General features: G+C 60.2%; 13 protein-coding genes. 4 read left to right on the top strand and 9 right to left on the bottom strand.

Going from position 1 to position 16534, the window contains the following annotated elements; genetic code table 11:
- Positions 1–26: 26 nt before the first annotated feature.
- The 6 genes from GSQ77_RS13180 to cls all read right to left on the bottom strand — a co-directional run bounded on the left by GSQ77_RS13180 (position 27) and on the right by cls (position 8457).
- Positions 27–1307 carry an MFS transporter gene (locus GSQ77_RS13180; protein ID WP_158903029.1) on the bottom strand — a complete coding sequence of 427 codons (1281 nt, stop codon included), beginning with the start codon at positions 1305–1307 and terminating at the stop codon, positions 27–29.
- Between the two features lie 166 nt (positions 1308–1473).
- The gene (locus GSQ77_RS13175) at positions 1474–2145 is read right to left on the bottom strand and encodes a GntR family transcriptional regulator (RefSeq protein ID WP_158902721.1); all 672 of its coding nucleotides are present in this window, start codon (positions 2143–2145) and stop codon (positions 1474–1476) included.
- Positions 2146–2397: 252 nt separating this feature from the next.
- Positions 2398–3474, bottom strand: coding sequence for an aromatic ring-hydroxylating dioxygenase subunit alpha (locus GSQ77_RS13170; protein WP_254067574.1), 1077 nt, complete (start codon positions 3472–3474; stop codon positions 2398–2400).
- Between the two features lie 342 nt (positions 3475–3816).
- Positions 3817–5640 (bottom strand): peptidase S10, encoded by a 1824-nt coding sequence (locus GSQ77_RS13165; RefSeq protein WP_254067573.1) that lies wholly within the window; start codon positions 5638–5640, stop codon positions 3817–3819.
- Positions 5641–5775: 135 nt separating this feature from the next.
- Positions 5776–7038 carry an NYN domain-containing protein gene (locus GSQ77_RS13160; RefSeq protein ID WP_158902715.1) on the bottom strand — a complete coding sequence of 421 codons (1263 nt, stop codon included), beginning with the start codon at positions 7036–7038 and terminating at the stop codon, positions 5776–5778.
- Between the two features lie 135 nt (positions 7039–7173).
- Entirely contained in the window at positions 7174–8457 is a 1284-nt protein-coding gene (cls, locus tag GSQ77_RS13155) for a cardiolipin synthase (RefSeq protein ID WP_158903025.1), read from the bottom strand.
- A 359-nt stretch (positions 8458–8816) separates the two neighbouring features.
- Here cls and GSQ77_RS13150 point away from each other — a divergent pair, with 359 nt between their 5' ends.
- From GSQ77_RS13150 to poxB, 3 genes are all read left to right on the top strand, one after another.
- Positions 8817–9242 (top strand): CopG family transcriptional regulator, encoded by a 426-nt coding sequence (locus GSQ77_RS13150; protein ID WP_158902712.1) that lies wholly within the window; start codon positions 8817–8819, stop codon positions 9240–9242.
- Positions 9243–9293: 51 nt separating this feature from the next.
- Positions 9294–10487, top strand: coding sequence for a PHB depolymerase family esterase (locus GSQ77_RS13145; RefSeq protein ID WP_158902709.1), 1194 nt, complete (start codon positions 9294–9296; stop codon positions 10485–10487).
- Between the two features lie 238 nt (positions 10488–10725).
- Entirely contained in the window at positions 10726–12450 is a 1725-nt protein-coding gene (poxB, locus tag GSQ77_RS13140; RefSeq protein ID WP_158902706.1) for a ubiquinone-dependent pyruvate dehydrogenase, read from the top strand.
- Positions 12451–12487: 37 nt separating this feature from the next.
- On the opposite strand, the gene GSQ77_RS13135 is transcribed toward poxB, so the two are convergent.
- Together GSQ77_RS13135 and GSQ77_RS13130 are read right to left on the bottom strand one after the other, a co-directional pair.
- Positions 12488–13339: an oxidoreductase gene (locus tag GSQ77_RS13135; RefSeq protein ID WP_158902704.1), complete on the bottom strand. Its 852-nt coding sequence runs from the start codon at positions 13337–13339 to the stop codon at positions 12488–12490.
- Positions 13340–13479: 140 nt separating this feature from the next.
- The gene (locus tag GSQ77_RS13130) at positions 13480–14544 is read right to left on the bottom strand and encodes an SDR family oxidoreductase (protein WP_158902701.1); all 1065 of its coding nucleotides are present in this window, start codon (positions 14542–14544) and stop codon (positions 13480–13482) included.
- A gap of 540 nt (positions 14545–15084) precedes the next feature.
- Here GSQ77_RS13130 and GSQ77_RS13125 point away from each other — a divergent pair.
- Positions 15085–15891, top strand: coding sequence for an alpha/beta fold hydrolase (locus tag GSQ77_RS13125; protein ID WP_254067615.1), 807 nt, complete (start codon positions 15085–15087; stop codon positions 15889–15891).
- 74 nt (positions 15892–15965) lie between these two features.
- Here the strand turns inward: GSQ77_RS13125 and GSQ77_RS13120 are convergent.
- On the bottom strand, positions 15966–16534 hold a 569-nt coding region (locus GSQ77_RS13120), incomplete at its 5' end, for a serine hydrolase (RefSeq protein WP_158902695.1).

Below are 16534 nucleotides of genomic sequence, written 5' to 3'. Positions count from 1 at the left end.
GATGCAATGCAGTGCCGGGTGCGATCTCAGACGAACTTCGTCGCGGGCTCGTTCTGTGCCGGAGCTGCGCCCAACTCGCGATCGGGGCGCATGGTGAACGACAGCGCAATGCCCGCCGCCATCAATGCCATCGACACCACGAAGGGCAGATTCCAATTACCGGTGCGGTCGATCAGCCAGCCGCCGACGACAGGGCTGATGATCGCGGCAAGCGCCGAGCCGGAGTTCATGATCCCGCTCGCCGTGCCTGCATGCTTGGGGGCGATGTCCATAGGCACAGCCCACATCGGGCCGATCGTCATTTCGTTGAAGAAAAATCCTAAGCTCAGGCACACCGCCGCCATCGGAATCGAAATATCCGACATCAACATGATCGGTGCAAGCGACAGCAGCGTAAGCAACATGCACACGCCGACCATCACGTTGCGTGCTAGCCGCAGGCGCTTACTCTTGCGCAGCAGCCGGTCGGTCACGATGCCGCCGAGCCAGTCACCGATCACGCCGGCGAAGAACACGCCTGAGGCGAACAGCGCGGACTTGCCCAGCTGCATGTGATAGTTGTGCAGGAAGTATTGCGGAATCCAGCCGAGGAACAGCCACAGCACCCAGCCGTAGCAGAAGTACACAGCCGTGACCGGTGCCATGCGGGCCAGCAGCGCGCGCCACGGTACGGGCAGGCGCTCCTTGATACCCGAGTAGGCAGACAGCGTGACGGTCTCTTCGCTGGTGATCTGCGAGTGTTGACGCGGATCGTCGCGGAAATACCAGATCCAGACGAGCGCCCACATGAAGCTGATGATCCCCGTGATGATGAATGCGCCACGCCAACTGGTCGCGACCATCATCCATACGATCAGCGGCGGCGCCACGGCGTTGCCGATGCGCGATGCCGCGTGTGTCGTGCCCTGCGCCAAGCCGCGTTTGTCGGCAGGCATCCAGTTGGACATGGCGCGCGTGGCGGTCGGGAACGTCGCGCCCTCACCCAGGCCCAGTAGTAAGCGCGCCAGGATCAGCGAAGTGAACCCTCCCGCCAACCCGGTCATGACTGTCGCTCCCGCCCAGATCACCCCGCATACGGCCAAGGTTCGGCGCGGACCGAACCGGTCGCCGACCCATCCACCGATGATCTGGAAGATCAGGTAGGGATAGGCGAATGCCGAAAACACAAAGCCGATCTGCGTATGCGACAGCCCGAGCTCCGCGCCGAACTGGCTCGCGGCCGTGCTGACGTTGACTCGATCGATATACGTGATGAAATACATCGCGCATAGCAGAAACAACACGCGCGTGGTGGCCCGACGGAACATCGGGATCTTCATGGCTGTCATGGCCTGTCTCCGTGTGCGCGGCTCGAACGTCCGCTGATCCAAGATCTAACGTTTAGACATCGATTCTTTCTCTTGCGGGTTACTTATCCTATTTTCGACTACGTCCGTGCTACATCCGTGCGTGCTACATCCGTACGGAACGTCCTTACGTGCGCGCACCTGCATGGGCTATTTCAGTCAAAAAAGACCGTTCGCCGTGCGCCACGAATGCCGCCAAAACTTTTTCCAGATTGCCGACCTCGATCAAGTCCAACAGCACCTCGTGCCGTTGTACGTTGGCTTTCAACGATTCCCCCAACTGCTCTTCTCGCGTGCGCACGTTGAGCGCCATGCATAAGTGCATCTGCAGAGACAGTGACTTGAAGACCGCCGTGAGCCGGTCGTGACGCGCGAGCTGAACGACCGCCAGATGAAAGCGGAACGACGCCTCTATAAACGGCCCCCGACTATTCGATGCGGCTGCGGCAGACATCGCGCTCAAGGCGTGGCGACACTCGGTCAACTGCTCGGGCTGTCGAATCGGCAACGCGAGCTCTATGGCGGTACGCTCCAGAGCCGAGCGCAGCGTCGCGATTTCCCATGCGTCTTTTTCGTCCAAAGGCGCCACGATCATGCCTCGACGCGGCAGCGATTGCACCAGGCCTTCGCTCTGGATCAGTCTTAATGCCTCACGCAGCGGCGGCCGGCTAATGCCGAGCTCGGCCGCCAGTTGCTCTTCGAGCAAACGCTCACCGGGCTTCAAGGCACCGGAAAGGATGCGCTCGCGCAAGGCATCCGCTGCCAGATCGACCAGCGACGCGGGGCTAAGTTTCGACATCGGAGCGACGCTTTCGTGTATGTATTCGGTTTGTAGACAATAGACGACAGCTTTCGACGCGTCAATGTGGTGACTACCCTATTGGGAAATACACGAAGTACCGGAGAAAAGAGGAACGGAATTCATCAACGCGATGGCTCCTACTGGGAGATTCACGGAGAAGGTATGAGGTACAGGAGAGAAATGGAGCGCGCCGAAGGATGGCGCGCTCGTCGGAAAGAATGCCGCTGCTCTAGTGCCGGTATCCAGCCTTCATATCGGGGTTATGCGTATGGTGGCGCTACGATCGGACACGCTCGGCACACCGCATTCGCCAAGCAACTTGCGCAGTTCCTTGATGATAGGAAAGACTTCCTGGTTCCAGTCGCCACCTTGCCGATCATGCGCTTCCTGCTCGCGTTCGACGATCCACCGATCTTCCTTGAAAATACGTTCGGTAAACCACACCAACAAAGGCCATGCGATATCGAGCAAACCGGGTATGCCCGGCCGCTGAATCGACAACAGACCGAAGGTGCGATTGGTCCGCTGCGCTTTGTCGAGCGGCACGTACGCAATCCAGAGATCCATCACCATCTTGCCCGAGGAAGTGACGATCTTCAGCGTCTGGTACGGGTACTCGGTGCGCACCGTCATGACATCGCTGTCGTTCTGGTTCTCGTTCGGCTTCTTGGCAAAGACGATCGCCTCGCCGATGGGCTGCTTGCCGCCCAGGCGCGCGAACGTGTAGTCCACCTCCAGCCATCCGTCGCCGCGTCGGCGCGCGAGCATGCGCGCGCGCATCTGACCCATTTGCTTGCGATGCATGAACTGGTGGTTCATGTCCATCAGGTTCTCGTGCATGAAGGTGTAATGACACTGCACCTCACGCCCGAAGCGACGCGTCTTGTAGGCCTTGTTGCCGACCGAACCGAGCTTGGGAAACGGCACCTCGGCAGCGAGCGCGGCATTACCCGGAAACACGAAGATCAACCCTTCCTCTTCGCGGCACGGATAGGCACGCACGCCGTTGGGCAAACGCTCGCGACCGAGATAAGGCACGTCGATGCAACGGCCGCTGCAGTCGTACGTCCAACCGTGGTAACAGCACTTGATCGATTCGCCCTCCACCACGCCCGCGTGCAGCGGCACCTGTCGGTGTGCGCAACGATCCTCGAGCGCGAAGACCGCATTCGACTCCGTTCGCACCAGGACGATAGGGTCCCCGGCAAAGCGCACGCCGACTGCCTTGCCGCGCTTTACTTCGCGCGACCAGGCAACCGGGTACCAATGATCGGGGTGAGCATCCACGCGGCGCAAGTCATGCTTGGGCGCGCTTTCGGCATCCATGTCGGATAAATCGTTTGTGACAGCTTGGGGTAAATCTGCATGCATTCGCACCTCCGGTTACGCTGACTGGTCTGCCTGGTGGACCCGCCCGTACCTTGCTGACAAGCAGAGACTGCGGCGGGTTCCCGCGGTTCAGGCAATTTCAGAACGGGTTGGGGTAATCTGTGGGTCGCGCGATATCCATGATGCAGCAAATATCCAGCACGACTATACGCCTAAAATCGAATCAGACCGCCACGCATGCGCAACATTCCTGCGCTACGTTCCATGCGCTGCATCGCGTGCGCCGCGTTCCATGCGCTACATCCCGCCCAACTATCGCAGCGGATCGTCATGATGGAATCAGCGTGCTCCCGTATCAAAGAAACGCGCCAAATCCGCTTTCAAAGCGCTCAATGCGCCATCGTCCAGATAAACCATGTGCCCGGTTTGATAATACTTGAGTTGCACATTGGCGCGTAGCGATGGATCAAGTCCCATATGAGACACATCATATTCGGTGGAAAAAAACGGCGTCGCCACATCGAAATAGCCGTTCAACGAAAGTACGCGTAGCTGTGGATTCTGTCGCATCGCCTCGGCGAGGTCGCCGCCCGCATACGGTTCGGCGAGCTCCTCGCCCCACCACTCGCGATGTTTCCAATTCCATTGCCTCAGCGCCTCGTCGTTGAATACGCGATACCGGTCCGGCGTGGTGAAGTGCAAGTCTTGCGCAAGATATTGATGCAGCGCCGCGTCGAATGCGCTTGCCACGCTGGTCACCGAAGGATCGTAGTCGGTACGGTCCGCGATGTCGTCGTAGTCGATGCCTTCGAAGCGTGCATCGTAGCGGCCGACATTGCGCGACTCGTCTCTGAGCAATTGTTTGCGAAATCGCGCCGGCCAAATGCGCAATCGGCTTTGCTTGACGTACGATTCATCGAGGCCAGTGTAGTGTGCGACGCGGGCAGCAACGGCATCGCGCTCGGCATCGGATAGCGCATCGCCCGCGGCAAGCGCATGGGCGTAAGGCCCCATTGCGTAGGCGCGTACTTCGTCGAGCAAGGCCGGCAAGCTGGGCGGCTTGGGCACGATCTTGTCGTGATACCAGGCGATGGCCGCATAGGTCGGCAGGTAATGTTCATATTGCAAATCGTAGCCCGGCGCCTGGCCGGCTGAATTCAGCACGGAAGACAGGAGTATCACGCCATTGAGCGCGATGTTGTCCTCGCTCAAGCGATATGCCAGCATGGCCGCGCGCGCGGTTCCGTAGGATTCGCCCAGCAGATACTTGGGGGAATTCCAGCGCTGATTGTCCGTCAGATAGCGCTCGATGAAGCGCTCGAACGCGCTGAGGTCTTCGTCGACGCCAAAAAAACGCTTCGCAGTCCCATGGCCCACGATCTTTGAATAACCCGTGCCGACCGCGTCGATAAAAACCAGGTCGGTCTTGTCGATGAGGCTCTCCGGGTTATCGGTGACGACGTAGGGTGCAGGGCCGGTAATAGCCGGGCTGGACGTAAGCGTGCGTTTGGGCCCGATCGAGCCCATCAACAGGAAGACCGTGCCCGCGCCGGGGCCGCCATTGAAGAGGAATGTCACAGGCCGGCCAGCCGGGGATTTCGTGTCGGCCGTGTAGGCGACATAGAACACGCTCGCCTCAGGTTGGCCCAAGGTGTTGCGCAGAAGCAAGTTGCCGGCGGTCGCGGTGTAGTCGATCTTGTGTCCGCCTACGTGGATCGCGTGCCGGGTGACCGACGTGGTCTCCGGCGGCACGGGTATCGCGGTATCCGCCGTCGCCTCGGCACGGGGATTGTTGGCGGTGTCCGCTGGCGCCACGGCATGAGGATTGTTGGCGGTGTCCGCCCGCGCCTCGGCATGAGGATTGTTGGCGGTGTCCGCCCGCGCCTCGGCATGGGGATTGTTGGCCGTGTCGCCGCGCGGGCGGCGGGGTGCGGCAGGCGTCGACGCGGCGGCGTCCCCGATTGCATCGCTGGGCTCCGCGGCATCGTGCGTGCCGGGAGTTTGGGCCATAGCGGCGCATTGAGCGCCAGCCGCAAACAAGCCGCTTAGCAGCGCCGTCATGATCAAGCGATGCGCAGGAAGATTGAAATGAAGATAGAAGCGAGGATAGAAGCGCCGCTGCATGTTATTGCGCGGCCCCTCTGACGTGTGTCGTTTCATCATCGAACCTCCAGTGTCGATGACGCCATCGCGCTAGTGCGCGACAGCTCCCCTTTCATTGCGGCCTATCTGCTGCACTCCGATCGCTGCAGCCCAATCGCCGTGGCCCAACGAATACAGTCCGACCGCCCTGGCCCGTCAAGCCTCTGGCGGTGGCGCTGCCTTGCGTGGTCGACGGCTACGCGCAGCAGAGGTCCGTGGCTTCTTGGCGGCAGCCCCTTCAGCGGGCGCTTTCGGCGCGGCCGCTAATTCGGCTGTGGGTGCAGACGCAGGTGCGAGCGCAGGCGTAGGTGCCTGCAGCTCCTGCGACGGCACACCACTCTCCTGCGCCCCACCCGCTTTTGGCTTCTTCACGGCCGGTTTGCGGCCCCCGCGCGTTTTTCGAGCCGCCTTCTGCTGGCCTTCCGCTGCGCTCGATGCACCGGGCGCCGATGACACAGATGTCGACGACCCAGGCGCCGAAGCGTCCGAGCCATTCGCGACCTCCGCAGCGTCCAAGCTGTACGTGCCGGATACGGTTTCTAGCGCCACGCGCTGTTCAGCCCTGTCCTCACTCTGCGCATCCCCGGCGCTATTGCGAAAAACAAACGCTCCCGATTTCTCGTCGCGCCCGATCTCCAGCAACCCTCGCCGCTGAGCCTCTTCAAGCAGATTGCCAAACGCGCGGAAGCCATAGTACGACTCGTTGAAATCCGGCTTGCGTCGCTTGATCGCGTCTTTCAACACCGACGCCCAAATCTTGCCGCTATCGCCGCGCTCGGAGAGCAACGCATCGAATGTCTGCACGGCAATATCCACGCCTTTGCTCTTGCGGTTGTCCGCCTCCTGCCTGCGGCGCTTCTCTTCATCGGGCGTGCGCTTGGCGGCAGGCTGGGTTTCACGCGTTTCGCGTTTGGCCGAACCGCGCCCCGTCTCACGCGCCATCTCGCGCACCAGATCGTCGTAAAAGATGAAGTCGTCGCAATTGGCCACCAGCAGGTCCGACGTCGATTGCTTCACCCCCACGCCTATCACGTGTTTGGCGTTCTCGCGCAACTTGGACACCAGCGGCGAGAAGTCGGAGTCGCCGCTGATGATCACGAAGGTATTGACATGCGACTTCGTATAGCAAAGATCAAGTGCGTCGACGACCAGCCGGATGTCGGCCGAATTTTTGCCCGACTGTCGCACATGCGGAATTTCGATCAGTTCGAAATTGGCTTCGTGCATCGCGGCCTTGAAGCCTTTATAACGCTCCCAGTCGCAATAGGCCTTCTTCACGACTATGCTGCCTTTGAGCAGCAAGCGCTCGAGCACCGGCGCAATGTCGAATTTTTCATAGTTGGCGTCGCGCACGCCGAGTGCGACGTTTTCGAAGTCGCAGAACAGCGCCATGCTGACTTTTTCCGGTGGGGAAGCCATGTTGTCTCCAATGAAGTCCAGGCGTTGTATTTACAGTGCGTGGCCTGCCACAAAACTCGCGCAAAAGCTGGCGAAAATTCCCGCTTTAAATCCCCGCTCTCAAGCTGCGCGCAAAAGTCCGACCGGCACGCCGCATCATAACTGCCAATCGATCAACGGCACCGCTTTCTCGATCAACTTTTCCGGCAACGGACGGTGCAACCAGGCTTCGAGCGTCACCTGCTGCGACTTCGCGATATCCGCTTCGACGATCGCAACCTGCTCCCGAGCGAACTCGCGGTCGTAGATGTTGAGATTGGCTTCGTCGTTGAGCTTGAACGAACGGGCGTCGAAATTCGTCGAACCGACCGAAACGAGGTACTCGTCGACGACCAGTAATTTGCAGTGGAACATGGTGGGCTGATACTCGAAAATTTCCACGCCCGCTTTCAATAGGTCGCCCCAACACGCACGCGAGGCTTCGCGCACGGTATGCGTATCGATGCGCTTGCCCGGCGTGACGATCCTCACCTTCACGCCGCGCCGCGCGGCCTCCACCAACGCATTGATGGCCAGGCCGTCCGGGACGAAATAAGCGCTCGCCAAATGGATCGAATGCGTGGCGGCCGTGATCGACATCAGGTACATCAACTCCATGTCGTCGCTGCCGCTGGTGGGCGAACTACCGAACATATGCGCCACGCCCTCGCCGCTATCGGCGCGTTCCGCGATCGCCGGAAAATACGCAGGCCCGTGCAGCACGTTGCCGCTCGCCTTGATCCAGTTATCCATGAACACCGATTGCATGTGTGCCACCACCGGACCTTCCACGCGGAAATGCGTATCGCGCCAGTGCTGCGGATCCTGCGCATCGCCAGTCCATTCTTCGGCAATGCCCACGCCGCCTGTAAAACCGGTGTGGCCATCGATGATCAGCAGCTTGCGATGCGTGCGATTGTTCATACGCCCCAGGCCCGACCAATGCGGCCGGTGATATTGGATGACCTCGGCGCCCGCTCGCTTGAGTTGGTCCAGGTAGCGATGATCCATTTTTGAGCATCCCACCCAGTCGAGCAGCACATGCACCGCGATTCCGGCGCGTGCCTGGTCAGCCAGTGCATCGGCAAATTGCTGACCGATTTCTCCCGACCAATAGATGAAGGTCTCGAAGGTGATGGTCCGGGTCGCCGAGCGTATGCCTTCCAGCATGGCAGGAAAAATCCGGTCGCCGTTCAAAAGCACTTCGTAGCGGTTCCCAGACGTTACGGGTGGCCCGAGCAGCAAACCCATCGAGCGGACGAACTGCGGATCGTCGCTTGAATACAGTCGATCGATGTTGTGCTCGACCTTTTTCTCGCCACTGGAAAAATTCGCGACGACCAAAGCGACGATGAGCGTAACGACGACCGTGAGCGTAACGACAACCGTGAGCGCAAGCATAGGCACTTCAGTCGGCTTGGGAATGCAAATCGGCGAAATCCATGGTCTTAGTTCCGTATGGCGTTGCATGGGCCGACGGTTCGATTCGAATCTGCCTTTTCCGTCTTTGCCTCTCGCAATGTCCGACCCCACGATCGGCGACTCGTTCCATTGCACACATCTTACGCCGACGTTTTCTCGCTCGGTCCAGCCGTAGATCGACCGACCAGCGCGGCGCCTTGGGCGCGGACTGCGCCTGCACGCGCTCGGGCGATAGGATCGTTGACCCAAAACGCCCCCGTTTGACCCTTAAAGTTGGCATTGACGCAGCCTATTTACCAGCCTATAACCATCTATATGGATGGTATATGGAGTGTTTTATGAAAGAACAACAGGTTCTAGCGATGCTTCGACCCAAGGGGGGCGAGACTGAAAAGATCACGATCAATCTTGGGCCGATCGACCTGGGGCAAATCGATTTGCTCGTGGAAGAAGGTTTTTATTCGAATCGCACCGATCTGATACGCACGGCAATTCGCAACCAGCTAGCCATACATGCACAGGTCGTGCAGGAATCCGTGGTGCGCCGAGCGCTTGTTCTCGGCCTGCAGCATTTTTCCAAGACGGACCTCGAGGCGATACGGGCGGCAAATGAACAACTGGACGTTCAAGTGCTGGGCTTGGCGAGCATCGCCGCCGATGTTTCGCCCGAACTGGCGCGTGCGACGATCAATTCGATTGTCGTGCTTGGCGCCTTTCACGCGACACCCGCCGTAAAGGCTGCGCTCGCCGACCGAATCGGCTAGTCCGCGAGCCCCCCCCCCGGACCCGATAAAACGCATAACAGGATACTGATGATGAAATTGAACGACGGTTTTTTAAGCTCGATGCGCGAAGCCATGACATTGCTTCGTAACAATGGCCCTGTCGAAGCGACGAAGGCAATCAAACGGGCGCTGTGTGGCGACAAGAACGCTGCAGACGATGCCGAGGCTTTAAAGACAACGGCAGAAACACAGCGCCAGACGCAGGCACAGAAGCCAGCGTCGACTCAGCCGCAAATGCAGGCGCAAATGCGTGTGCAAACCCAAGTGCAGCAGCATCTGGACCGCTTTACCGAGGCGATGGCCGCCGTGGCCGACTTAGCGCCCGCACCTGCACCCACGCCGATTCGCCCTGACGTACCGGAGCGTGGCAACTTCACCACGCACACCTTTTCCAACGCAGCAGGCCAGCGCCAGTACAAGCTCTACATACCGGACACCAACCCGGGCGGCCCGCTGCCCTTGATCGTCATGTTGCACGGCTGCACGCAAGACGCCGACGATTTCGCCGCCGGAACGCAGATGAATGCGCTGGCCGAGCGCCACCCGTGCATCGTCGCCTACCCCATACAGCCGCAGAAGGCGAACATGTCGAAGTGCTGGAACTGGTTCACGCCCGCCGATCAGCATCGCGACAAAGGCGAGCCCTCGCTGATCGCCGGTATCACGCGCGAAGTGATGGCGCATCACAACGTCGACCCCGCTCGTGTGTATGTGGCCGGGCTTTCGGCTGGCGGCGCAATGGCCGACATCATGATTCGTTGCTATCCCGACATATACGCCGCCGCGGGCGTGCATTCCGGCCTGCCCTACGGCAGTGCACACGATCTGCCGTCCGCGCTCGCCGCGATGAAAGGTGGCCGGCGGATGGCGCAAGCGCTTGCGCAGACAAAACCGCAGAGCGTCTATACGCCCACGCGACCGTTGATCGTATTTCACGGCGACGCCGACACTACCGTGAACCTGTCGAATGCCTTGCAATTGGTAGAGGGCTATGACGAAAAAGTAGCGACCGGCAGCGCCACACCGCCCGCCGAGCCGAACCAACGCGCGTGCGCTGTCAAATGGCTGACATCATCCGAGGGCTACGATGCGGAACTGTGGGTGATACACGGTGCTCCTCATGCATGGAGCGGCGGCAGCGCGAGCGGTAGCTATACGGACCCGAAAGGCCCCGACGCTAGTGCCGAGATGATGCGCTTCTTCCTTGCGCATCCTATGCGGTAATCAATGCCCGCTGCGCTGCGCACGCGCAATTAACAGGTGTAAATAAGACGCTGTAAAGTAAAACGCGGCAGAGCGTGTCTGCATTTCCTAGAATACAAAGCTGGGGGAAAAACCGAATCAGCCGAGTGCCCCCGCACATCAAGCTGAAGATCGAGCCGAGAAGCAAGCAAGCCTAGCCGAACACCCCGCGATCCACCTTGCGATCGACATTGCATTCTCCAACAACCGGAGCTGACACATGGCAAATCAGAATATCGCCACGCAACTGGCGAAAACGCTAGAGCACGCGGGCGTCAAGAGGATCTGGGGCGTGACCGGCGACAGCCTCAACGGGCTCAGCGACGCTTTGCGCAAAATGGAAACCATCGAATGGATGCATGTGCGCCATGAGGAAGTCGCGGCCTTCGCCGCTGGCGCAGACGCCGCCGTTACCGGTGAACTCGCGGTGTGCGCGGGCAGTTGCGGCCCGGGCAACCTGCACTTGATCAACGGCCTGTTCGACGCCCACCGCAATCATGTGCCGGTATTGGCGATCGCAGCCCAGATTCCCTCCTCGGAGATCGGGCTCAGTTATTTCCAGGAGACCCATCCGCAGGAATTATTCAAGGAATGCAGCTACTACGTCGAGCTGGTCACGAATCCGCTGCAAATGCCACAGGCATTGCATCGCGCCATGCGCACCGCCATTCTCAGGCGAGGCGTGGCCGTGATCGTGATTCCCGGCGACGTTGCACTGCTGGAAGCGAGCGTGCCCGCCGACCATTGGCCGGTACTGAGGCAGCCGCGCGTAGTCCCGCAGGACGCGGATATTGCGCTGCTCGCCTCCTTACTGAACAACAGCTCGGCAATTACGCTCTTATGTGGCAGCGGTTGCGCCGGCGCACATGATCAAGTGGTGGCGCTCGCCGACAAGCTGGCCGCACCGGTGGTGCACGCCTTGCGCGGCAAGGAACACGTCGAATGGGACAACCCGTTCGATGTCGGCATGACCGGCTTCATCGGCTTCAGCTCGGGCTATCACGCAATGCTCAACTGCGACACGCTGGTCATGCTGGGCACCGACTTCCCGTATCGCCATTTTTACCCGACCAATGCAAAAATCGTGCAAATCGATATTGCGCCTGAATCGCTGGGGCGGCGCGCCAAGCTAGACCTTGGCATAGTGGGCGAAGTCACTGAAACGCTAGCTGCGCTCTTGCCTAAGCTGCAGAAAAAAACGGATCGAAAATTTCTCGCGGCCGCCCTTAAGCATTATCAGGAAGCGCGTAAAGGCCTCGATGACCTGGCCATGCCCGCGCCCGCGAACCGTCCCATTCATCCGCAGTATTTGACGCGCTTGGTCAGCGAACTAGCCGATGACGACGCGATATTCACGGCCGATGTCGGCACGCCCACTGTCTGGGCGGCACGTTACCTCCAGATGAATGGCCAGCGGCGGCTGATCGGTTCGTTCAATCATGGGTCCATGGCCAACGCGATGCCACAAGCACTCGGCGCGCAGGCGGCGTTCCCGGAACGGCAAGTGATTTCGCTGTCGGGCGACGGCGGCTTCACAATGCTGATGGGCGATTTTGTGTCCCTCGTGCAACTGGGCTTGCCGGTCAAGGTGATTGTGTACGACAACAGCGTGCTCGGATTTGTCGCGATGGAAATGAAGGCGAGCGGCTACCTCGATACGGGGACCGACCTCAAGAACCCCGACTTCGCCGCGATGGCCAATTCCATGGGCGTGCTGGGCTTGCGCGTGGAGCGCTCGGACGATCTGAAGGAGGCACTACGGCAAGCGCTCGCGCACGACGGGCCGGCGCTGGTCGATGTCGTGACCGCCACGTACGAACTCGTGACGCCGCCGGCGATCCAGATGGAACAGGCCAAGGGCTTCAGCCTGTACATGCTCAAGGCGATACTGAATGGCCGGGGCGACGAGGTGGTGGAGCTCGCCAAGACCAACCTGCGGCTTTGAACCTGAGACTTTGAACCCGGGCCCGCGGTAGGTCCGGTTACTGCGCTGTCGGGAAATCGGTCGCTATCCCGACCTCGCGCCAGGCCTCGATTTCCGCCAGTCTCGTGTTGAGATTTTGCGTCACGTTTTCGATGCCGATCGCACCGAGCACCAAGTGGCGCGGTGGATTATCGAGCGCCGCGATGTCTATGATCGCCTGGGCGGCACGCACCGGATCGCCGGGCTGATTGCCGCTGCGCTGCGTGGTCATCGCCATGCGACTAGCTGCGGTTTCGGCATAGTCGGCGATGCGGCTGGGCGTCTGCCGCAATGAGCGGCCGGCCCAATCGGTGCGAAAAGGTCCCGGCTCGACACAGGTGACCTTGATGCCGAGCGGCTTGCCCTCCAGCGCCAAAGCATCCGACCATCCTTCGACCGCGTGCTTGGACGCGGCGTAATAGCCGGAGCCCTGGAACCCCATGAAGCCGGCCACCGAGCTGATGCTGATCACGTGCCCCTTACGGCGCGCTCGCATCCCGGGCAATACGGCACGCGTCATGGCGAACAAGCCGAACACATTCGCCTCGAATTGCGCGCGGATCTCGGCATCCTCGCCTTCTTCCACCGATGCCTGATACCCGTAGCCCGCGTTGTTGACCAGCACGTCGATACTGCCGAAGCGCGTCTGCGCTTGCTGCACGGCAGCGGCGATCTGCTTGGAGTCGGTGACGTCGAGATCGAGCGCCAACGCCCGTTCTTCGGCACCCGCGACCAGATCGGCGAGCCGTGCTTTGTCGCGGGCCGTAACCACCACTCGGGTGCCCCGAGCGAGCAAGAGCTTCGCGAGTTCGTGGCCGAAGCCTGACGAGCATCCTGTGATAAACCAAACTGGGGAGGTATCTACGGTCATCGTTGAGTTTCCTGATGTTAGGGTCGCGGCCCCGAATTGGCCAAATGAGGCCAAAACGAGGAGAAAATCAGCACAAAATCAACACATGAGCAACACATGAGCCGCACATGAGCCGCACATGAGCCGCACATGAGTCGACGTCAAGGAATAACGCGTTGAGCTCTTAGCGCAGTAAACAACTCAAGGAAGGACGCCCGGCTATCGTGAAAGCCGAGGAAGCCCAGATCGCGGCTCTTGGTCATGTCGTTGACGCATTCGATCTCGCGCCCCAGGTCGGCATCGGTATGCCACCAGGACGCCAACTTGTTCACATCCGCTTCGACCAAACCATATTTTTCGGCCAACTTCGTCCACTGTGCGGGCGCCGAGTCCTTCAGCCTGGCTTCCAGCGGTACGGGCTGCTGCGGATACGGTTGAGCCTCCAGACCGAAGAACGCCGCAATTTCGCCCCACATCCAGCGCCAGCGAAACACGTCGCCATTGACGGTGTTGAAGGCCTGATCGCGTGCCGCCGGCGACAGTGCTGCCCATTCCAGCTGGCGGCCGAGCAATCCGGCATCGGTGATGTCGGTCAGACTATCCCATTGCGCACGGGAGCCCGGGAACACGAACGGCTGGCCAGTCTCCTTGCACAACGACGCGTATACGGCCAAGGTCACACCCATGTTCATGGCGTTGCTGCCACGAGCGCGGCCGATCATCGTGTGGGAGCGATGCACGCTCCAACCGAAACCATGCTGCTTGGCGGCGGCGAACAACAAGTCTTCCAGCGTGTAATAGAAGTTTGCGCCGGGCTGACGGGGCTCGCTTTCGCGAAACGGCGTCTCTGCCTTTCCGCTCCCGTAGTTCTCGAATGCGCCCAGATAATGCTTGGTGCCGGTAACGAGCGCCATGTGCCGCAGCGGCGCTGCGGACAAGGCATCGCATAGATGGCGCATCATCGCGCCGTTCGCCTCGACGTTCTCTCGTTCGGTGGCGCGCCGCGTCCACGTACAGAAAAACACATGCGTGATGGGCAAGCCGACCAAAGCGGCGCTGGTCGAATTGGCATCGAGCAAATCCGCCGCGACCGGGATCACACCCTCCTGCGTGAGCGGATGGCGTGCCAATCCGTAAACGGTCCAGCCGCTGGCGACCAAAACATTCGCTAAATTGTGGCCGGAAACGCCGGTCACCCCGACAATAAGAGCGGTACCTTTTTGCATAAAAACACCTTCCATAAGAGCGACAGAAACGCTCGCGTATCGCGCGAAAAAAAATATCGCGGCGTGCACAGCGAAGCGCGTGCTGCACGCATTGACGTTGCACGGTTTGATGCTGCAATCCACAGCAGGTTCTGACGCCAGTCTACTGGCGAACGCGATTTCTTGCCGAATACGCAAAGGCCGCGGCACCTTGCAATGTGTAAGGCAATATTCAAGGAAACAAGTCAGGAAACGAACAAGAAGCACACGCAGTGTGCGCTTCCGACCAGACCTCGTTATGCCTGGGCGTATGGTGTTAGACGGTCTTTCGATCGGCCGGGTTTCATCAAACACTGCACGGAGCCTCAAGTGACCTCTAAAAGCCCACCCTCAGCCCCCTCGAATTCACGCCGCAAGGCCATCATTGCCGGTGCAGGCGTGGCAGCGGCAGCCGCCTCGGTATCGTTCACCGTTGAGGCTGCGACAAAAGCGACCAAGCCTCAGGCTCATCCAAACCCGCCGCCGACGCACAAGGAAACGCAGCTTACCGACCACATCGCAATGAAGGACGGCACGCAAATCTATTACAAGGATTGGGGCGAAGGCCCGGTCGTGGTCTTCTCGCACGGTTGGCCGCTCGACGCGGACGCATGGGATTCGCAAATGCTGTTCCTGAGCGAGCGCGGTTACCGCGTCGTTGCCCACGATAGGCGCGGCCATGGCAGATCGAGCCAGCCAGGTCGTGGCAACGACATGGACACGTATGCCGATGACCTTGCAACGGTGATGGACACGCTCGACTTGAATAAGGCGACCCTGGTGGGCCATTCGACAGGCGGCGGCGAAGTCGCCCGGTATATCGGCCGACATGGCACCCAGCGAGTAGCCAAGGCGGTGCTGATCAGCGCCGTGCCGCCCATCATGCTGAAATCCGAAAACAATGCCGGTGGCCTGCCGCTTTCCGTCTTCGATGGTATTCGCGCGTCCGTGGCGAGCAACCGCGCGCAGTTCTACCGCGATTTCGCACTGCCCTTCTATGGGTACAACCGTGCGGGTGCCAAGGTATCGCAAGGCGTCATCGATCAGTTCTGGTTGATGGGCATGACCGGTTCGATGAAATCCCAGTACGAGTGCATCAAGGCGTTCTCCGAGACCGATTTCACCGAGGACTTGCGCAAGATCCGCGTGCCCGCGCTGGTCATGCATGGCGATGACGATCAGATCGTGCCAATTACCGACGCAGGCATGCTGTCAGCAAGAATCATCCCGAGCGCCACGCTGAAAATTTATTCAGGCGCACCGCACGGGATGTGCACGACCATGGAAGATAAGGTCAATGCCGATCTGCTGGAGTTCTTGAAGAGCTGAACGATGCGACTCAGTTAGCGCTCGAGCGGGATCGGCCTATGGGTCCTGTCTTCTGCGTTCTGTCTGATCGCGGATCAGGCCGCCCGATTCGCGTCGATCGCTTTGAACACCAAGCCAAAGAATTCATCCGCATGGGCCGGGTCCAGCCAGCGCACGACGACAGACAAGCGACGCTCGGGTTCGATCCACATGAACGAGCTGCCCGCACCGATGGCGAAGTAGCTCGACGCCGGCACGCTGGGAAACACCTTGCCCTCGTGGTTGAGCCACACCAGATAGCCGTAGAACGGCGCAAGCGCACACGGCGTCACCATGCGTTCCAACCACTCGCGCGAGATGATCTGACGGCCGTCGACCTTGCCCTGATCCAGGAACAAGCGTGACACCTTCATCTGATCGTTAGCGCTGATCGACAAACCACCGCCCCAATGCGTACCGCCCGGCACCGACTGCACGCGCCGCCCGCCCAGCTCGATCCACGCATTGTCGTAGCCCACCCACTGCCAGTTATCGCTGGCGCCGAGCGGTTGCATGATCGCTTCGCGAAAGACCTCCGGCAACGGACGGCCGAACAGGTGCAGCAGCGCCAGCGAGAACTGGTTGATGCGCACGTCGTTGTATTCCCAGTACGTGCCGGGCGTTT

This window comes from Burkholderia sp. L27(2015), from assembly GCF_009765705.1.
Classification (GTDB): Bacteria; Pseudomonadota; Gammaproteobacteria; order Burkholderiales; family Burkholderiaceae; genus LMUX01.
Note: the sequence above shows the minus strand (reverse complement) of the source record. Positions and strands in the feature narration are given on the sequence as shown.